The 17567-nt window shown below is 57.3% G+C and carries 23 protein-coding genes; 18 read left to right on the top strand and 5 right to left on the bottom strand.

Features of this window, described 5'->3' with window-relative positions:
• Window positions 1-100: 100 nt before the first annotated feature.
• From ACHFB9_RS04915 to ACHFB9_RS04995, 17 genes are all read left to right on the top strand, one after another.
• Complete coding sequence (locus tag ACHFB9_RS04915) at window positions 101-736, top strand: RHS repeat-associated core domain-containing protein (RefSeq protein WP_417071335.1); 636 nt, start codon at window positions 101-103, stop codon at window positions 734-736.
• Window positions 733-1167, top strand: coding sequence for a hypothetical protein (locus ACHFB9_RS04920; RefSeq protein ID WP_417069867.1), 435 nt, complete (start codon window positions 733-735; stop codon window positions 1165-1167). Before ACHFB9_RS04915 ends, ACHFB9_RS04920 begins: the two co-directional genes overlap by 4 nt.
• A 114-nt stretch (window positions 1168-1281) precedes the next feature.
• Window positions 1282-1686: a hypothetical protein gene (locus ACHFB9_RS04925; RefSeq protein ID WP_417069868.1), complete on the top strand. Its 405-nt coding sequence runs from the start codon at window positions 1282-1284 to the stop codon at window positions 1684-1686.
• Between the two features lie 257 nt (window positions 1687-1943).
• The gene (locus ACHFB9_RS04930; protein ID WP_417069869.1) at window positions 1944-2402 is read left to right on the top strand and encodes an RHS repeat-associated core domain-containing protein; all 459 of its coding nucleotides are present in this window, start codon (window positions 1944-1946) and stop codon (window positions 2400-2402) included.
• A complete protein-coding gene (locus ACHFB9_RS04935) occupies window positions 2353-2853 on the top strand; it encodes a hypothetical protein (protein WP_417069870.1) in 501 nt (166 codons plus the stop codon). Before ACHFB9_RS04930 ends, ACHFB9_RS04935 begins: the two co-directional genes overlap by 50 nt.
• A 248-nt stretch (window positions 2854-3101) precedes the next feature.
• A complete protein-coding gene (locus ACHFB9_RS04940; RefSeq protein WP_417069871.1) occupies window positions 3102-3713 on the top strand; it encodes an RHS repeat domain-containing protein in 612 nt (203 codons plus the stop codon).
• Between the two features lie 10 nt (window positions 3714-3723).
• Entirely contained in the window at window positions 3724-4128 is a 405-nt protein-coding gene (locus ACHFB9_RS04945; protein WP_417069872.1) for a hypothetical protein, read from the top strand.
• A 56-nt stretch (window positions 4129-4184) separates the two neighbouring features.
• Entirely contained in the window at window positions 4185-4562 is a 378-nt protein-coding gene (locus tag ACHFB9_RS04950) for a hypothetical protein (RefSeq protein WP_417069873.1), read from the top strand.
• A gap of 66 nt (window positions 4563-4628) precedes the next feature.
• Entirely contained in the window at window positions 4629-5330 is a 702-nt protein-coding gene (locus ACHFB9_RS04955; RefSeq protein WP_417069874.1) for an RHS repeat-associated core domain-containing protein, read from the top strand.
• An 82-nt stretch (window positions 5331-5412) separates the two neighbouring features.
• Entirely contained in the window at window positions 5413-5796 is a 384-nt protein-coding gene (locus tag ACHFB9_RS04960; RefSeq protein ID WP_417071337.1) for a pentapeptide repeat-containing protein, read from the top strand.
• Window positions 5797-5976: 180 nt separating this feature from the next.
• Window positions 5977-6432 (top strand): RHS repeat-associated core domain-containing protein, encoded by a 456-nt coding sequence (locus tag ACHFB9_RS04965; RefSeq protein WP_417069875.1) that lies wholly within the window; start codon window positions 5977-5979, stop codon window positions 6430-6432.
• Window positions 6433-6759: 327 nt separating this feature from the next.
• A complete protein-coding gene (locus ACHFB9_RS04970; RefSeq protein ID WP_417069876.1) occupies window positions 6760-7140 on the top strand; it encodes a hypothetical protein in 381 nt (126 codons plus the stop codon).
• A gap of 133 nt (window positions 7141-7273) precedes the next feature.
• A complete protein-coding gene (locus ACHFB9_RS04975; RefSeq protein WP_417069877.1) occupies window positions 7274-7663 on the top strand; it encodes an RHS repeat-associated core domain-containing protein in 390 nt (129 codons plus the stop codon).
• A gap of 393 nt (window positions 7664-8056) precedes the next feature.
• Window positions 8057-8830 carry an RHS repeat-associated core domain-containing protein gene (locus ACHFB9_RS04980; protein ID WP_417069878.1) on the top strand — a complete coding sequence of 258 codons (774 nt, stop codon included), beginning with the start codon at window positions 8057-8059 and terminating at the stop codon, window positions 8828-8830.
• Window positions 8821-9267 (top strand): hypothetical protein, encoded by a 447-nt coding sequence (locus tag ACHFB9_RS04985; RefSeq protein WP_417069879.1) that lies wholly within the window; start codon window positions 8821-8823, stop codon window positions 9265-9267. Before ACHFB9_RS04980 ends, ACHFB9_RS04985 begins: the two co-directional genes overlap by 10 nt.
• 36 nt (window positions 9268-9303) lie before the next feature.
• Complete coding sequence (locus tag ACHFB9_RS04990; protein WP_417069880.1) at window positions 9304-9555, top strand: hypothetical protein; 252 nt, start codon at window positions 9304-9306, stop codon at window positions 9553-9555.
• 494 nt (window positions 9556-10049) lie between these two features.
• Window positions 10050-10538 carry a hypothetical protein gene (locus ACHFB9_RS04995; RefSeq protein ID WP_417069881.1) on the top strand — a complete coding sequence of 163 codons (489 nt, stop codon included), beginning with the start codon at window positions 10050-10052 and terminating at the stop codon, window positions 10536-10538.
• Window positions 10539-10600: 62 nt separating this feature from the next.
• Here the strand turns inward: ACHFB9_RS04995 and ACHFB9_RS05000 are convergent, their stop codons facing one another.
• From ACHFB9_RS05000 to ACHFB9_RS05020, 5 genes are all read right to left on the bottom strand, one after another.
• A complete protein-coding gene (locus ACHFB9_RS05000) occupies window positions 10601-11977 on the bottom strand; it encodes a patatin-like phospholipase family protein (protein ID WP_417069882.1) in 1377 nt (458 codons plus the stop codon).
• Window positions 11978-12128: 151 nt separating this feature from the next.
• On the bottom strand, window positions 12129-12572 hold the full coding sequence (locus ACHFB9_RS05005; RefSeq protein ID WP_417069883.1) for a universal stress protein: 444 nt from the start codon (window positions 12570-12572) through the stop codon (window positions 12129-12131).
• Window positions 12573-12608: 36 nt separating this feature from the next.
• Window positions 12609-14153 (bottom strand): DHA2 family efflux MFS transporter permease subunit, encoded by a 1545-nt coding sequence (locus ACHFB9_RS05010; protein WP_417069884.1) that lies wholly within the window; start codon window positions 14151-14153, stop codon window positions 12609-12611.
• A 15-nt stretch (window positions 14154-14168) separates the two neighbouring features.
• A complete protein-coding gene (locus ACHFB9_RS05015) occupies window positions 14169-15302 on the bottom strand; it encodes an HlyD family efflux transporter periplasmic adaptor subunit (RefSeq protein ID WP_417069885.1) in 1134 nt (377 codons plus the stop codon).
• Between the two features lie 17 nt (window positions 15303-15319).
• Window positions 15320-16768 (bottom strand): efflux transporter outer membrane subunit, encoded by a 1449-nt coding sequence (locus ACHFB9_RS05020; protein ID WP_417071339.1) that lies wholly within the window; start codon window positions 16766-16768, stop codon window positions 15320-15322.
• Between the two features lie 105 nt (window positions 16769-16873).
• Here ACHFB9_RS05020 and ACHFB9_RS05025 point away from each other — a divergent pair, with 105 nt between their 5' ends.
• On the top strand, window positions 16874-17518 hold the full coding sequence (locus ACHFB9_RS05025) for a TetR/AcrR family transcriptional regulator (protein ID WP_417069886.1): 645 nt from the start codon (window positions 16874-16876) through the stop codon (window positions 17516-17518).
• The last annotated feature ends 49 nt before the right edge of the window (window positions 17519-17567 follow it).

A 17567-nucleotide genomic window follows, 5' to 3' on the forward strand; every position in this document is an offset into this window, starting at 1 on the left:
CAGGCGCACCAGTTTTCTCATCGCCACCCCGGTCATCGCCCTGGGCGCCTACACCTACAACCCGCGCTTCCCCGGCCAGGTCTATGATCGCGAATCGAACCTGTTCCAGAACTGGAACCGCGACTACGACCCCGTGGTGGGGCGGTATGTGCAGAGCGACCCGATAGGGTTAGGAGGAGGGGTCAATACCTATGGGTATGTCGGGGGGAGCCCAATTTCGTATTACGACCCGTATGGTCTATGGGCGTGGGGCGACCCGATTCCGCAAGGCGTAGTCGATTTCTCGGCAGGCTTTGGCGATACGTTGTCGTTTGGTTTGACCAACTGGGCACGCAACCAGATGGGCACCAACGGGGCAGTGAACAAGTGCTCGGGTTACTACACCGCTGGTGAGGTGGCGGGCGTCGCCGTCGATACGGTCATAGGTGGCGCGGCGGGTTGGGAGGCAGCAGGAGCCAAGGGAGCCGGCAAGGAGTTCTCGCACTGGATTCCGAACCGCATGGGTGGTCCGCGTTCGAAGTGGAACGGCAATTACGTTTCAACGGCTGAGCATGCTTTGTCTGACCCGTACCGCTACCGATTCATTCCCAGGACTTGGAAGGCTGAAAACCCAATGCCGAACATGGCTCAGCAGCAATGGGATCGCATTCCAAATTTATACAAGGGTGCCGCTGCCGGTGGTGCATACGGGGCTGCGGGCGCTGCTATGAGCAGTGATTGCAGATGTCAGTTATGAAATCCTTTATCGCCAGGTTGTTCGGCGCAGGCGCGAGACTGTCTGCGCTCGAAAAGATTATTCTTGATTGCGTGGAGAATCATTTGGATGCTCGTTTGCGCCAGTCATGGAATAGGCAGATTCAGGCAATTAACAAAATCCAGCGTTTGCCGGAGGGCGTTGAAGCCAACTTCTACAGAATGAAGAGTGGTCGTTCCAGCTTTGACGAAGACTTGGCATTCCCGAACAAGACGACAGAACTGCTGGTTGCCAAGGTGCAAGTTGAACTCTCTGGTATGGGGAGGTTGAATGCGAAGGTCTGGTGCGTTAAGGGATTCGTGTTCTCAATCGAGTACGGTGGCAGCGTGAGCTACTTCGAGGAGGCCACAGGCATGGACCCTCTGCCGGAGTTCAGGCTTACATGCGAGCTGATGGCTGACTTGGCGGCATGATTCCGATGGGAGGTTTGCCGACAACGTTCCCCCGAGGCTTCCGATTTGAAATCAAGCAGGTCAACGTGACCTGCCCCCCCTTCTGGCCATGCCAGAGCCCAAAGGTGGTAGGTGATGAGAAAATATTGGCGTGACAGCCTAAGCGACCCAACTCTCATCAAGGGATTGGTTACGGTAGTAATCGGTGACCTCGTGTGGGCAGTGTCGGTCGGACACCGGGAGACCTACTTCATAGCCCTGCTTGCGCAGTACATGACTCCGCTGTTTGCAGCAGCCGTGGCTACCTACTTCGATGCTCGTCGGCCAATTTTCAAAGGGATTGCATTGGGTGGCGCTGCGGCACTTGGGGCTGGCGTGGTAAGTCTCGCCTTTGAAGCGCTGGGGCGTGACGTTGATTTTCATGGGTTAGGGGGGGCGCTACTGGTGGCCACTCTTTCATTGCCAGTCTGCCTGTTGGCTTCTGCAATTGGGGGCGTCGCGGGGTGTGCCCTGAGCCACGCGTTGAAACGAAGCGACTAACCGGACGCACAACATTTATGCCTATGTGGGGGGCGATTTCTAGGAGCCGCCACTGTCAGATACCGTCTTGAAAATCAAGTTTCGGCAGGCAGAAATCAGCCCTGAACGGTTGGCCGGAACGCAGGATCCCGTAGATCAGGAGCACCCGCTTTCTCATCGCTGCGCCGACCACGGCTTGGACTCATGGCTGGAAGCGAGCAGCCGTTCGCCAACGGTGTTCAGATGCGGTGAGGATGATCGTTCGGGCCGGTGACCACATGATCCGTTGGCGCTGGGATCAGAGCGATCCGTTTGGCGTGACGCCGCCGATCGAGAACCCCAGCGCCCTGGGCGCCTACACCTACAACCCGCGCTTCCCCGGTCAGGTCTATGATCGCGAATCGAATCTGTTCCAGAACTGGAACCGCGATTATGATCCCGTGGTGGGGCGGTATGTGCAGAGCGATCCCATTGGGCTGCAGGGCGGGGTAAATACCTACAGCTATGTCGGGGGAAACCCGATAATGCTGTTTGATGCTCTAGGATTGGAGCCGGAAAGGGGCCAGGGATTCTCGACGCATTACGGGAATTGGTGTGGAAGGAACTGGAGTGGAGGCCAATCAGGACCAAACATTCCGTCAAAACCGGCTGGACCGGTGGATGGTTTGGATGCCTGCTGCATGGCGCATGACTATTGCTATGCAAAGCTGGAAGGTAAGTCTTGTCCCCCTTTCTAAGAGGGATAAAAAGGAAGCCTTTAATCAATGTGACGCAGCTGTCGCCCAGTGTTCGAGAGCGTTGTCCAATAGCGGAGTGGGTTGGTCGCTGCTACCACAAAATGCGACTGACGCGCATTTCTATAAACAGAAATTGCAAAAAGTCTTCAGATGGGCGATAGGAAAAATGGCTAAGCCTCATCCGGCGTTTATTTTTTCTTTGTCAATTGTGCATGCGCTTGGTGTGTTCATTGTTTGGTTGGTTGACCTAAAAAAAGATATCGCTCTTATTCCAACTCCGATATGGGTCGTGATGGCGTGGGCATGGTTGGCATGGCCAATAATATTTGTTGTGACTAAGAAATATTGGGCGGCGGCTGCGTCGTGTCTCGTTGGTGCAGTTCTTATTTTTCCAACGGCAACGACAGTTTGGTTTGCTACCTCCGTCTATCTCTTTGGATTCGCTCCGTGACACAGAGTTGTAAAGGGTCATGCTTGAGAATACAACTACTTCCGCGACTATGATCCGAACACGGAAACCCCTCGGGTCAGATACCGTCCTGAGAATCAAGTTTTTGTGAGCAAAAATCGGCCCTGAATGGCTCTCTGGAACGCACGATCCCATAGATCAGATGCACCCGCTTTCTCATCGCCGCACCGATCACGGTTTGGGCGCATGGCCGGAAGCGAGCAGCCGTTCGCCAGCGGTGTTCAGATGCGGTGCGCACGATCGTACGCAGCAGCGACCACGCGATCCTCTGGCGCTGGGACCAGAGCGATCCGTTTGGCGTGACGCCGCCGATCGAGAACCCCAGCGCCCTGGGTGCCTACACCTACAACCCGCGCTTCCCCGGGCAGGTCTATGATCGCGAATCGAACCTGTTCCAGAACTGGAACCGCGACTACGATCCCGTGGTGGGGCGGTATATGCAGAGCGACCCGATTGGACTACAGGGCGGAATGAATACTTATGCCTATGTCAATGGAAACCCGCTTCGATACGTAGACCCGCACGGATTAGACACCAACGAAGGACCAGAGGGGCCATACTCTACCGATCCGAAGGCGCATCTCCCTCTCCAGCCAAGACCTGCACCCAAAGGGCGAGACTACTGGCAACCAGTTTGCGAGGCAGCAGAAAAGGAACATGGACGCTGGATTAAGCCGGTATGCAAGGCGTGCGTGCGATATGTATGCGAGGAGACCATGGCTCGCCCGGCCTGCTGCTCTGTTCGGAAATGCCAATGCATGGCTGAAAAAGGAGAGGATCAAATTGGAGTCGCACAATGCTTCTCAGACTTTGCTTTCTGTGTCGGAAGATTAAAGAAATAGGAGTACATTGATGCGCAATCACACTTTACCAACAACATTGTTGGCTCTATTCTCTGGTATTTTAATCGGCGTGGCGGCGACGTGCTTTTTGGCTCGACAAGCATCAGCGCGGCGCGATGCGTTACTGGTCAATATATACCAAGGTTTGGCCGGAGCTCGTTCAGTGGCTTACGAAAGCGAATGGCGATATGCAGAAGCATATGCCAATCAGATGAGTGTCGTAATGCTCATGGAGCACGCAAAGGAAGCCGTCGGATTTGATCTGATTCCGTGGTCGCTATCGACGCCCTTTTCGTCTGCGATGCAGTCGCTAGTCATGCCAGTACCCAATACAAGCTGGCCGCAGGCAGAGATTGCAACTCAGAGAGCTCGCTTGACGAATCTACGAAGGCTGTCGACATGCGAAGTACGTTAGTCCGGTTTGGCCAATCCATCAACGCGTACTCCTAATCCTCAAGGGCTGTAGCTAAAATGAAATTGAATGCCATGACATGGTTGGGGCTTGTGACTGCAAGTGGAAGTTTTGCGCTTGTGGTGGGGGTTTTTGTTGGGCAGCATTTTGCAGTGCTCGGCTTTGAAGAGAAACTGAATGTTGTGCAGGCAAATTTGGCGCTGGCAAACTATTCGGGGTACAGAGATATCGCGATTGGAATCAGGGCGGGAAAATACAGGTCGATGATATGCAGCGCAGAATTTTCGGCGACTTCCAATCTTGAAACGCTTAGTGCTTGCCTGGCAGATGCGCAGTGTCGAAGATCTATTGTGGGGAAAACTAGGGAATTTGCTCCGGAAGCGTTAGGCGAAGCCCCTTCTGTGATTGCGCGTCGTGAAAAGTGTGAAGCGGATTGATTCATTGCACAGTGGCAATATGCCCAAGACGCTAAGTTTTTATAAACTCGGTAGCCCGGCTTTGCGGTGCGATCGTTTGTTCAGGCCGGCGACCATGCGATCCGTTTGCGCTGGGACCAGAGCGATCCGTTTGGCGTGACGCCGCCGATCGAGAACCCCAGCGCTCTGGGCGCCTACACCTACAACCCGCGCTTCCCCGGTCAGGTCTATGATCGCGAATCGAACCTGTTCCAGAACTGGAACCGCGACTACGATCCGGTGGTGGGGCGGTATGTGCAGAGCGACCCCATTGGACTGGGAGGAGGGATCAATACGTACAGCTATGTTGGGGGGAGCCCAATAAGCTATATGGACTCCACTGGATTGGCTCGTCGACTTGACCCCAATGGTGCAGAGTGCCAGCAGTTGAAAAAGAAAATTCAGAACAAGAAGGCTGACATTAACAAGCGAATCTGTGAGGTAAAGGCCAATCCGAATAATCTTCCGTGCTACCCGCCCTATTCGGGCGCTCCACCCAGAATGAGCATACAAGGGCATGAAGGCATCATTCAGGATTTAAAGGATGGAATTTCTGATGATGAAGCTTTGTATGCTTCCAAATGCGGCGGCGGCGGTGGAGCTGCCCCGGCTCCGGTAACACCCTCTCCGGTTAATAGCGCAGAAAAAGATGCGGCAGGTGTGGCAGTGGGGGCTGGGGCCGCTTATTGGATTATCAGCGAAGGTTTGCGAGTGCTTTTCCCTCCGCGGAATCTGATTCCTGTTTCGTGATCTCCGTCAATAACATGGTTGGGGGTAAGCGGTTACTTTGCTTGCTCCCAATTTATTTCGGAGAAGCTAAAGCGAGGTGGATGTGCTGATTGAGCGTGCGGAATATGGAGATGAGCAATCGTTGTTGGCTAACCTTGAAGGCTCGATATTCAGATATTGTGCGTTCAAAAACATCACCCTGGATGGGGGTAGCGTCGATGCAGTCTTCCTCTCTTGCGAGTTGGGTGATTTGGACTGGTATTGGGGGGTATTTAATTGCTGCCTATTTGTTGATACTCGATTCGAGGATTGCGTATTCTGTGGGGCTAACTTTGTGGATTGCCGATTTCTGAATTGTGAATTCATAAACTGTCGGTTTGAGGAAAACAATTTGGGCTCGCTATGTGGCTTTGAAGGCTCTCAATGGTTTAGTGGTAACGCAGTGGGGTGCACGGGGCTACCCGAATACGCCTTCCCGGCCTTATAGCCGCACGAAAGGCAAGAGGCAATGGGTGCAAGTCTTGCATTCGCTCATTTCTGGTCGGAGTCGGCCCTGTTAAAAGCAGCCGGAGCGAATGCCGGTTCTTCCTGACCCGGCTGGCTTCTGCGGCACGAAGCGTGTATCACGAAACCCCGCCGGAGTTCTGTGGTTCCTTTGGGGGAGAGCATGATTCGTTGGCGCTGGGACCAGAGCGATCCGTTTGGCGTGACGCCGCCGATCGAGAACCCCAGCGCCCTGGGCGCCAACACCTACAATCCGCGCTTCCCCGGTCAGGTCTATGATCGCGAATCGAACCTGTTCCAGAACTGGAACCGCGACTACGACCCCGTGGTGGGGCGGTATGTGCAGAGCGACCCCATTGGGCTGCAGGGCGGGGTAAATACCTATGCATACGTTGAGGGGGCTCCCATTTCGAAGACAGACCTGCTTGGCTTAGCAACGTACATGTGTACCCAGCCTCTGCATGCGCTTGGCAAGTTCGGAAGGCTTATCTATTCGCCTGACTATAACCCCCTCCCTCTGTATCACCAGTTCATCGCAATCCTTCGGCCGAATGGAGCTGTTGTTACTGGCGGCCAAGATAGAGGGGCCGGTCCGTGGGGGGGCGGGGAAGCCAAGTAGCGGCGACGCGGCTCCCGAGTCCGGCGCGCAGTGTCAAAGAGTCGATGACGACGATGAGTGCATCGAGCAGTGTCTAATGGGAAAACTCAAAGCCGATCGTCCGAAATACGCACTCCTATTTGGTCTCCTTACGAATGGTGGACAGAACTGTCAAGGTTGGGCTACCCAAACTCTTGAACAATGCCAGAAGGCATGTAAGGCTCGAAAATGAACATCGCTCCCTGTTGTGATTACGCTAGACGAAATGGTGTACTGTGTACGTACGGTTTTTTGTTAGCTGCAGCCCTCATTTTCGATGTCGTGAGTGATAGGTCATTCGGAGCCACGATGCTGGCCGTGCTGCCAATATCCGTTGTCGCCGTAAGCTGTCTTCTCGTTGGCCCATGGCTTGCAAAAGAGCGACAAATTGCTGCTTTGAGGAATTGGTTTCTGGGAACGCTTGTTATCTTGGGCGTTACGCTAGGCTTCGCAAGCTTGGGTGTCGAGCAGGCTAAGACTGGAGAGCTAGTATTTACCTATGCAGCCCTTCTGATGGCATTCCCTTCGTCGATGGTGCTTCCTTTCGCCGAAACACTGGCTGAGCCATTGCGACGTACGGGCCTGATGCCGGGGCTCTTGTTTGCATGGTTCGTTTGTGTAACGGTTGGACGAATTCAATGGTGGCTGCTGGTTCTGCTTCGTGACTATCTTAAGCAGACGCGTCACTAGAGCTCCTCGAGCTATCTCTACGGGGCTGGGGGCCGGTTTTGCACTCGAGCGTATTGGGTTGATTCGCCCAGCCATCGGCAGTCAGAGCGGTAGCCGGCTCTTCGTGACCCGGCTGGCTCCTGCGGAAAGGGGCGTGTTTCACGAACCCCGCCGGAGTTCTGTGATCCCTTTGGGGGAGATCTTGAATTGCATCAAGGTGATCGAATATCACCTCGACGCGGTGAGGGGGAACGTTCGAGCTGGCGACCACATGATTCGGTGGCGCTGGGACCAGAGCGATCCGTTTGGCGTGACGCCGCCGATCGAGAACCCGAGCGCCTTGGGCGCCTATACCTACAATCCGCGCTTCCCCGGCCAGGTCTATGATCGCGAATCGAACCTGTTCCAGAACTGGAACCGCGACTACGACCCCGTGGTGGGGAGGTATGTGCAGAGCGACCCCATTGCGTTGGGAGTCAATGTTATCTACGGAAGCAGTCCGGATACGCTGACGCGATATGGAACCATATATGTCAATCCATAACCAGGACCGTAGTGGTTCCCCTGTCTTTGTTGTGGCATGGTGGTCTATCCTAATATGTCTTTTGATTGAATCGTTCGTGTCTGGTTTTTCTGGATGCGGTGATTCGTACGCGATAACTCAGTTCCTCGGTATGTCTGTCATCACTTTGGGCGTGTCGCTTGTTGTCCTGGCTGCCTTGGTTCGAAACGGTCGAACCAGAGCTCGCGCATTGGGAGAGAACATGATGCTTGTCGTTGTCCTGATGTTGTTGGTCGCAATCTCGAGTGCTTCAGGCTGGGTTTATTACATGCAACCCGTCTCCTTTAGCGGTGCTCTTAAGGAATTCTTTGAAGCAATTCGAGGGGCGCGTTGCGGTTGAGCTGGCGGGGCGGGCCCGCCATAGATGCGGTGAGGATGATCGTACGAGCCAGCGACCAGGTGATCCGTTGGCGCTGGGATCTGAGCGATCCGTTTGGCGTGACGCCGCCGATCGAGAACCCCAGCGCCCTGGGCGCCTACACCTACAACCCGCGCTTCCCCGGTCAGGTCTATGATCGCGAATCGAACCTGTTCCAGAACTGGAACCGCGACTACGATCCCGTGGTGGGGCGGTATGTGCAGAGCGACCCCATTGGGCTAGGTGGGGGACTGAACACCTACTCATATGTGGCAGGCAATCCGATTTCGTATTACGACCCGTATGGCCTGTGGGCGTGGGGCGACCCGATTCCACAAGGTGCAGTCGATTTCTCAGCAGGGTTCGGGGATACGTTGTCGCTTGGTTTGACCAATTGGGCGCGCAACCAGATGGGCACCAACGGGGCAGTGAACAAGTGCTCGGGTTACTACACCGCTGGTGAGGTGGCGGGCGTTGCCGTTGATACGGCCATAGGTGGCGCGGCGGGCTGGGAAGCCGCAGGAGCCAAGGGAGCCGGCAAGGAGTTCTCGCACTGGATTCCGAACCGCATGGGCGGGCCGCGCTCGAAGTGGAATGGCAACTATGTGACGCCGGCCCAGCATTACTATCACGACCCCTTCCGATATCCGCGAGGCTGGCGTGATCTCGGCGACAAGTACCCTGCTTGGTTGCAGCAGCTCGACCGGATTCCGAACGTCTACAAAGGCGGAGCTGCTGGTGCTGCCGCAGGCGCGGCCGGGATGGGTATGAACGATTGCACATGCCAGTGATGAGCGGGTCGATTCTCAACTGGGTGGCGCATTCGTGGAATCGCTTGTTCACGGGCAAGAAGCTGTTGCCCTACGAACGTCTGGTGCTTGATGCGTGGAGAGCTTCGCTGCTGGAGGAAGGTCAGCGCACTCTCGACGCGCAGCTTGAAGCTGTTTCGTTCGTTCAGCATCAAGCTGGTGGTGCGAAGGTGTGCTTCTACTATCGGGAAGATCGCGGCATGCCGCTGTTCAAACTTGACCGGCCGGACCTTCATGCCGCGACTGTTTTATTGCGCGCCGAGGGGCTAGAAACGTTGCGGGCGAGAATCTTCCTCCATAGAGGGAGGTTCTTCTCGATTGAGTTCCCGAAGCGGCCGAATCGCTATATGCAGCAGCACCACATGCAGGAGCGGACACTGCAAGTTGCGAGCGTCGAAAACCACGTTGCCATTGCTTGATGGCCGAAAAACTATCAAGGAGCAGCTATGTCAACAATGTTCACCCGAGGCATCCGCTTTGAAGTCGCGCAGGACGTGCTGGGCGCGCTGATTGCACATTGGGCCGAAGCGGCGGCCAAGGTCCGGGATGCAGCAAATCCCGATGCTCCCCGCCTGGCCGCCATCCAGGCCGAGCAGCGCAAACTGCGCCTCCTGCGCGACGAACTGGACCCGGACGATGCTGCGCAAATCGAGTCCGTGATCGCTGAGCACGCGCCGCTGGCCCGGCGGCTTTATGCCCCTGCGTGAGCAGCGGCGCTTCCCTCCGCTGCCCGCGCAAATTCCTTCAGCCGCCGACCACGGCCATCAGCGGCGGGCGGTCCCCGCCACCCCTTGGAACTGATCACACACCACGCAACTGCGTTGAAATCGACATACCCCGCGCCAGGCGCGGCGTATGGGCGTATTACACCGACGCTCCGAGCGTATGACACCGCCCACCGGAATGGGGCGCAAAACCCAGAGGTGGTCCCGGAAAACTGGACAGCCGGTTAAGTGTTCGCTTGTCCCATGATGGTGCCAGAATGGGCGCACGAAAGGAGCAAGAAGATGACCCGCAGACAGAGAGCCCGCCCCATGCATATAAACCCAGATGCATCTCTATGCGTGGCGAGGGGAGCGAGCGTGACACGCTGCGGCGTCTGCGGATATCCTTCCGGTGCGGGGCACAGCGACCCCGATGTCATGGGGCACGGAGCAATTCCCGGCGCCCCGGTCCGCCCGAAACATCACCCAAGGTTCGTATGAAGCACGTTCTCTCAGTCCTCCTGACCCTGCTGGCGCTCGGCGCGGCCCTCCCTTGTGCGGCCGAGGAGGGCGGCACGCGCAGAACCGTCTATGTCTGCGATACCGGGAGCGTTCAGGTCAATTCGATCGAGCCCTGCGCGCCAGGCAAGCAGGTGAGCTCCCGAGAGGCCATCGTCTATCCTTCGGGCCTCATCGAGGCCATTCCCGAAGCGCAGTCCTCCGCCCCGGCGGCCGGGAGCACCGAAACCGGAGCTTCGGACAAGCCCGATATCGCAAAGCTGGAGACCCCGCCCGTCTCCGAATCCGCTCCGGGCACGAAGGAGACGGTCCTCAAAAACGGCCAGAAATCGCTTTTCAAGTTCTTCGCCTTCGGCCTGGTTTTCGGAATCCTCGCCAAGCTGCTGCGCCGCTCGTTCTTTGGCGGGTTCATCATCGGCCTGATCGCCGAGGTGGTCCTGGTTGCGCTGAACCTGATCCAGCCCTGATCCCGACTCCGTCAGCAGGCAACCCGGAGGCGCTGCGCTTGAGATGTTTCCGGGTCTGAACGTCAATCCAGTGTTGGTATCTCGCGCAAGAGACGCTGGAATTCCGGCGATGTGCGCAGCATCCTCGCGCCCACTTCACGCAATCGGTCGATGGCTTCAGGCGGCAGGTTGAAGCTGGTCGGCAGCGCGTTGAAATAGGCGCGCTCCTCTTCGCTTTCGAGGCTGTCGAAGCTGATTTCGATCATCATGGCCTGCACGTCGTCACCATTGGGAATGCCGGCTGCGCTTTGTTTCTTGGCCAGTTCGCTGACTGCCTGATCGATGCTGCTGCGGAAGTGAGCCAGCGTCTCTATGTTGAAGCGGTCGGTCGTGTTGCCGATGGTGTAAGCGATCGCGCTCAGAGTCGGCACTTCGGCGAACTGGTCGAGTTGGGGGTAGTCAGCATGTACCTGGGCATTGACGACAATGTGGACCAGGCGGCGTATCGATGGCCTCCGATACGCGTCGGCCATCTGGCTGGCGCCGAGCAGCGAAAGCCGGTCGAGCGCGGCACGCAGGCCGAGGTTGTCCGACAATCCGCCGTCGAGAAGATGGATGTACTTCCGCTTTCCAGAATCGAGATAGGAGTTGAGGTCGGTGGTGAGGGTGAAGCGGCGGATCGACTCGCGGCGCTCATTCAAGGAAGGACTGAGCAGTTCTGGATGGGCATGCTTGCAGCGATCGGCGTAGTTTGACAGGGTGATCGGACTGAAAACGACCGGCACGGCGCTAGACGCGGCGACCGCGCGTGATACTTTGTATGGTCCGAGATCCGAGCACAGCAGATCGAACTGGTCCTGGGTAAACTCGAAGCGGCTGGTACGGCCCATGTCTGTCGAATTGATCAGGATGAACGGTCGGCCTTCTTGGTGAACTGCGTGCTCAAGGTCGGCGAAAGTCTTTCCTTCGAACAGCCTCTGGTCGAGAAACTCGGCGAGCACATCGGAGCGGCCGTAGTAAGGCGAAGTCATGCTGATGAGATTGGATGGCGTAAATATTGTCGAGACAATTTCTTTCTGCACGTCTCGCTTCAGGAATTTCTTCTCGAAGTCCTGGAACAGCCGGTCACCGAATAGTCCGTAATACGCCGCAGTGTAGCTGCCACCGGATACCGCTGAGATCGTTTCCACGAGGTCGAGCATTCGACGCGGTTCGCCGCGAACCGGAACCGTGGTGTGCGCCAGCTCTTCGAGTACGCCGTAGGCGAGTGCCGCTGCTCGCGATCCCCCGCCAGAGAAGCTGACCCCGAAAATGATGCTATCCATGCCTTGGCGTGGGCGAGTCAGGCTGTCGCGGTAGCCTTGGCCACCGCTCTTGCCCCCAATCGGCACGTTGTGCGGTGCCAATGTCGATGCGCATCCACTCAGGGCGCCGAGCACGGTAAGCATGATCGTCAGCATCAGTGGCTGCCATCGACTGAGTGGGGGATTGGCTACAGGAATAGTCATGACGAGTTTGGTGAATTGCCAGCTCGGGTCGGATCACGCTCTGGAATTCATTGATTTCAGATCCGGATCGTCTCTTTCTCACAAATACACTTCCAAGGTGGCGCTATCGGTGCACCAGAACAGGAATGTCCGCGTGAATCAATACTTTCTCGGTTGTTGAACTTGTCAATAGTCTTTCCAAGCCAACCCTGCCGTGCGAAGCCATGAAGATCAGGTCGCAAGAGTTTCTTTTTGCTGCATCGATGATGGCCTCGTAGGGGGATTTGCAGATCGTCGCCAGCGTCGAGCATTCAACGTTGGAGCCGCGGGCGATGTACTCAGCCTGAACCAGTGCTTGCTGTGCCTTGATGTCGGCCTGCTCGTGAAATGTTGCGGGGGCGTTCTCATCCATGATTGCCCCTTCGCCAATGTACGGTGCAGGGAATGGCTGTTCGATGTAGAGGAAGGTGATATGCGCGCCTGCGTCGCTTGCGAATGAGACGGCGTGTTGGACTGCCGCCAGAGAGAGCTCTGAGCCATCGGTCGGTACAAGAAGATGCTTGAACATGGCAAGTCCTTTGCAATGTAGAGGGCGCGGACGGTTTCAGTGCCCGCTGGCAGAGGCATCGACGACTCGTTTGGGCTTTGGTGCCAGCCAGATAACCGTGGCGGCGACGATGAAGGCGATACCGACCGCCGTCATGATCTGGTTGGTTGCCAGCATCACAGCCTGATCGCTGATCAGACCGTCGATCGACTTCATGACCGCATCTGCGGTCATGCCGGTGCCGTCGAGCATGGACCGCACGCGCTGATCACTGTCCGAAAGTCCGACGAGTTCGGCATGGTTTTTTGTGATCTGGTCGTCCCACAAGGTCGTGATCAACGAGGTGGCAAAAGCGCCCGACAATGTCCTCAGAAAGTTCATCAGTCCGGCCGCCGACGCGGTTTCATGTTCGTCGACGCTGGCCAAAGCCAAAGTGGTCGAGGGAATGAAGAAGAATGGCAACCCCAGGCCCATGATCATGATGGGTATCGATATATCCCAGTAGCTCATGTCGGTCGTGGCGACCGAGCGCAGGAGCGTCGCGAGTCCCAGCCACATCACGCCGCCGAATACCAGCCGACGTGAATCGACTTTGTTTGAAAGTGTTGCGGCAATCGGGGCAACAAACATCGCAAAGACACCGGCCCAGGCTGTTGCCGTCCCCGCGCTGGTGGCGGTGTATCCCATGAAACTCTGCAGCCACTGTGGGGTCAGGACATTGGCACCAAAGAAGGCCGCGAATGCCAGACTTATCGTCAGCACGCTGATTGAAAAGCCGCGATGGCGGAATACCCGCAGATCCACGATGGGATGTTCTTCATGAAGTTCCCAGATCAAGAACGCGGCAAATCCGATGATCGCGATGACGGTCAGCGCGATGATCTCGTCCGATGCGAACCAGTCGAGATTCTTTCCTTCGTCGATCATCAACTGAAGCGCCCCGACCCATACGATGAGCAGGACCAGTCCGATTCGGTCTATCGGATTCTTCAGGAGAGGAAGCTCATAGCGCTTCAGCATGCTCCAGGCGACGAAGGCGCAGACAAAAGCAATCGATACATTGATGTAGAAGATCCAAGGCCAGCTGTATTCATCGCATAGATAGCCACCGAGAATCGGCCCGAGAACCGGTGCGATCAGTGTGGTCATTGCCCACAAGCCCATGGCTGCTCCGGCCTTTTCTTTGGGGAATATGCGCAAAAGCAATGTCTGCGACAGAGGCATCAGCGGGCCACCGGAAAAGCCCTGGCAGATGCGGGCAAAGACCAGCATGCCGAGCGACGTGGACATCCCGCACAGCGCGGAAAACGCACCGAAAAGTGCCATCGAGACAACAAAGACCCGGACCGCGCCAAAGCGCGCCGCCAGCCAACCCGTGAGCGGTACCGTGATTGCCTCGGCAACGGCGTAGGACGTGATGACCCAAGTTCCTTGGCTGGTAGCCGCACCCAGGGCACCCGAGATATTCGGTACGGACACATTGGCGATAGTCATGTCCAGTACGGCAACAAAGTTCGCAACTGCGAGAATGATCGCGGCCGCCCAGAGCATGCCTCCTGTCAGCGGGGCTTCGCCGCTGTTCAGAATTTTTGTTTGGCTCATACCAGACAGCTCCGATCAGTTCCGAACGCGCGTGTCGATTTTGACCGCCATCGACAGTCCGACCCTGAGCGGCTTAGCAGCCAGCTCTTCCGGGTCGAGCTTGATGCGCACCGGAACGCGCTGAACCACCTTTATCCAGTTTCCCGTCGCGTTTTGTGCGGGAATCGCGGCAAATGCCGCCCCTGAACCTGCCGAGAATCCTTCCACCGTGCCGCGGTAGGAAACCGAGCTTCCATAGATATCCGCCGAGAGGGTCACGGGTTGCCCGACCCGGACGTTTTCCAGCTGCACTTCTTTGAAGTTTGCATCAACGTGCATTTGCTTCATCGGGACAACTGTGAGCAGAGGGGTGCCGGCGGCAACGCGCTGACCCAGTTGGACTTGACGTTTGGCGACGACGCCATCGATCGGGGCGCGAACCACCGTTCGCTGCAGATCAACGGCGGCCTGATCGCGTCGGGCGCGGGCCAGAGCAACTTCAGGGTTTGTTTCTTCGGTCGCGTTGGCGATCAATGCGGCATTGACTTCTTTGCTACCGATCGCAACGTTGCGGTTGGCCTTGGTTTGGGCCATTGCGGCTTGCGCGGCCACAAGGCTCGCTTGCGCAGAAGCAAAAGAATTCTGTGCCCGAGTCAGCTCATCGCCCGATACGGCCCCCGATGTCGATAGCGCTTCGCGGCGTTGCAGATCAACTTTCGCGCGTTGAAAATCGGCTTCAGCGGATGTCAGCTGCGCGGCTGCGCGCTTCTCATCGGCACTTCGCGCGGCAATCTGTGCGGCCAAACCACCATCGTTTGCGACATAGCCTTTGACTCGGCGAATCGCACTGCCCAGAGCTGCTTCTGCCTGGGCCAGAGCCAGCCTGGCATCGGTCGGATCAATCACGACCAGGATATCGCCCTTCTTGACGGCCTGGGTGTCGATTACATGTACTTCGCTGATCGTTCCTCCAATAGAGGGGGTGACCTGTGCGATCTCCGCTGCGGCATAGGCGTTATCGGTCGAGACAAAATGGGAGGCGTACAAGTACCAATAGGCAGTGGAAGCCAGGGCCACCGAGCCGACCACTCCGGCCAAGGCCAGAAACAGCTTGTTGCGCCTCTGTTCATTGTTGGGCGAAGCGGAAACGGCTGCGCTGTTTTCAGACATGACTACTTTCCTTTCTACTAATTGGATGCAAGGTGTGTTTCGCGGTAGCCACCGCCCAATGCGCGCATCAGCGCGACATCGAGGCTTGCGCGGCGCGATTGGAGGTCGGTCAAGGCGCGTTGGCTCTCGAGGAGGGTGTCTTCGGCTGAAAGCACCTCGAGGTAGCTGGAAAGCCCGCCTTCGTAGCGGTTTCTGGCAATGCGATGAGCTTCGTCCGCAGCGGCCAAGGCTTCCTGGGATTTGGCCAGGCGCCCGGCAAGCTGTCTCTGACTCAGGACGGCGTTTGCCACTTCCTGCAGGGCAACAGTGACCGTGCGATCGTAGTTGGCAACCGCTTCATCGTAGGTGGCGACCGAGTTGCGCAATTCGCCCTTGAGGCGTCCGCCGTTAAATATCGGCAGCGAGATGGCCGGTCCGATGCTGCCAGTCGTCGAACCCTCTTTGGCCAGCAGGTTCAGGCCTAGCGATTGCAGTCCGACGAATCCCGCAAGGTTGATGTTCGGGTAGAACTCGGCTTTCTTCTGGTCGATGCGCCGCAACTGGGCCTGCGCGCGCAGACGTGCGGCGCTCACATCCGGGCGACGCCCCAGAAGATCCGCGGCCAGGGAGCTGGGTAAGCCAATCTCGCGATGCAGATTGACGCTTGGCCGCTCAATGGACAAGCCCCGGTCAGGGCCGGCGCCCAGCAGCGCCGCCAGGCGATAACGCTGTAAGCCGATCCGTTCCTCGGCCTGAAGGAGCTCACCTTCGGCTGCGGCGCGCCGGGACTCTGCCGCTTTGAGGCTTCCCATGGTTTCAAGGCCGTTGGCAAAGCGTTCTGCGAACAGTGCAGCGGTCTTTTTGCGTAGCTCCACGGAGCGCTTAGCCGTGTCGCGTGCTTCAAACAGACGGGCAAGCTCTACATACTCAGAGGCGATGGCTGCGGCCAGACTCAAACGTGTCTGCGCGAATTCGGCGCGACTTGCCTCGATGTCCGAGCTTGCCGCCGCCAGTGCAGCGCGGTTCTTCCCCCAAAAATCGAGTTCCCAGCTGAAATCGAGGGTGGCGCGCCCATAGTCCTTCCAGCCCTCGGGCGTCATGGCCTTGGGCGTCAGGTAGTTGTAGCTCTGGCGCTGCTCGGTGACCGAGCCGTTGGCGCTCAGCTCGGGCATCAGGGCGGCTCCGGCGACTTGCTCGAGCGCGTCGGCGCGGCGAAGACGGGCGCTCGCTGCGGCCATGTCCGGTGAGTCGCGTAGAGCTTCCTGGATCAGCGTATCGAGCTGCGGATCGTCGTACGCCTGCCACCAGCGCTCGTCCGGACCGTTCGCCGCCGGCACGGCGAAAGACTGTGCCGTCTCATAGCTTTGGCTCCCTTTGGGGGAGGCCGGCTGAGCTTGGGGGGGAATCTGGGCGCAGCCCGTGACGGCGAGAGCGAGTGTCGTGAGCAGTACCCGCCTCCTCAGCGAGGCGGTAGATGGTTGAGGCATGATCACTTCGTCTCCGAAAAATGTACCAACGGGTACAGATTAGGCTTGCTTTTTGTGCCTGTCAATATAAAATGAACTCACGGGTTTAGTTACAAAGGGGGGCAGGTGAAGAAGAAGACTGAAGCAAGGCGTCAGGCGATCATCGATGTGGCGGCAGAGGTTTTCCGCGAGATGGGCTTCGAACGGGCGCTGATGTCGGAGATCTGTCGGCGGATCGGCGGCTCGAAAGCGACGATCTACAATTACTTCCCGTCAAAGGAGCTTTTGTTCGTTGAGGTTATGCGGCAGGCGACCGATGCCGAATTCAAGGGCATTCTCAAACTGCTGAACCATACGGTCGAAGACGTTGCCGAAGCGCTACAGCACTTCGGGGAAGGTTTGTTGTCTTTGATCTATTCGCCGGAGGTCCTGGCGGCCCGCCGATTGGCGATATCCAGTGTCGGTGATGGAGAGTTTGGCCGGGCATGCTTCGAGCAAGGACCGAAGAGGAGCATGAGCGAGGTTTCCGCTTTTCTCCTGGCGCTGATGGAGAAAGGGAAATTGCGGCAATGCGATCCGGCTGTGGCCTCGTTGCACTTGCGGGGACTGCTCGAATCAGAGCTGCTGGACAGCCTGGTTTTCAGAATCGAAAGCGATATGGGGCCGGAAAGGATCAAAGAGATTGTCGCCCGGGCTGTTGCCGTCTTTATGGCTGGCTATGGCCCACACGATGCAGGGACTAATCCTTCATCAGATTGTCCGAAAGGCTAGGATCGCACCGAACCGACCCGGATTCCCTGGACAGATCCACTGCGGGCGG

It is taken from the genome of Niveibacterium terrae (assembly GCF_048213115.1).
In the GTDB taxonomy this organism is placed as follows: domain Bacteria; phylum Pseudomonadota; class Gammaproteobacteria; order Burkholderiales; family Rhodocyclaceae; genus Niveibacterium; species Niveibacterium terrae.

Bases quoted from the DNA above. Each gene is read 5' to 3' on its own strand.
- ACHFB9_RS04920 (WP_417069867.1), top strand. From the start codon at position 733: ATGAAATCCTTTATCGCCAGGTTGTTCGGCGCAGGCGCGAGACTGTCT.
- ACHFB9_RS04925 (WP_417069868.1), top strand. From the start codon at position 1,282: ATGAGAAAATATTGGCGTGACAGCCTAAGCGACCCAACTCTCATCAAG.
- ACHFB9_RS04930 (WP_417069869.1), top strand. From the start codon at position 1,944: ATGATCCGTTGGCGCTGGGATCAGAGCGATCCGTTTGGCGTGACGCCG.
- ACHFB9_RS04935 (WP_417069870.1), top strand. From the start codon at position 2,353: ATGACTATTGCTATGCAAAGCTGGAAGGTAAGTCTTGTCCCCCTTTCT.
- ACHFB9_RS04945 (WP_417069872.1), top strand. From the start codon at position 3,724: ATGCGCAATCACACTTTACCAACAACATTGTTGGCTCTATTCTCTGGT.
- ACHFB9_RS04950 (WP_417069873.1), top strand. From the start codon at position 4,185: ATGAAATTGAATGCCATGACATGGTTGGGGCTTGTGACTGCAAGTGGA.
- ACHFB9_RS04965 (WP_417069875.1), top strand. From the start codon at position 5,977: ATGATTCGTTGGCGCTGGGACCAGAGCGATCCGTTTGGCGTGACGCCG.
- ACHFB9_RS04970 (WP_417069876.1), top strand. From the start codon at position 6,760: ATGCTGGCCGTGCTGCCAATATCCGTTGTCGCCGTAAGCTGTCTTCTC.
- ACHFB9_RS04980 (WP_417069878.1), top strand. From the start codon at position 8,057: ATGATCGTACGAGCCAGCGACCAGGTGATCCGTTGGCGCTGGGATCTG.
- ACHFB9_RS04985 (WP_417069879.1), top strand. From the start codon at position 8,821: ATGCCAGTGATGAGCGGGTCGATTCTCAACTGGGTGGCGCATTCGTGG.
- ACHFB9_RS04990 (WP_417069880.1), top strand. From the start codon at position 9,304: ATGTTCACCCGAGGCATCCGCTTTGAAGTCGCGCAGGACGTGCTGGGC.
- ACHFB9_RS04995 (WP_417069881.1), top strand. From the start codon at position 10,050: ATGAAGCACGTTCTCTCAGTCCTCCTGACCCTGCTGGCGCTCGGCGCG.
- ACHFB9_RS05000 (WP_417069882.1), bottom strand. From the start codon at position 11,977: ATGCTGACGATCATGCTTACCGTGCTCGGCGCCCTGAGTGGATGCGCA.
- ACHFB9_RS05005 (WP_417069883.1), bottom strand. From the start codon at position 12,572: ATGTTCAAGCATCTTCTTGTACCGACCGATGGCTCAGAGCTCTCTCTG.
- ACHFB9_RS05010 (WP_417069884.1), bottom strand. From the start codon at position 14,153: ATGAGCCAAACAAAAATTCTGAACAGCGGCGAAGCCCCGCTGACAGGA.
- ACHFB9_RS05015 (WP_417069885.1), bottom strand. From the start codon at position 15,302: ATGTCTGAAAACAGCGCAGCCGTTTCCGCTTCGCCCAACAATGAACAG.
- ACHFB9_RS05020 (WP_417071339.1), bottom strand. From the start codon at position 16,768: ATGCCTCAACCATCTACCGCCTCGCTGAGGAGGCGGGTACTGCTCACG.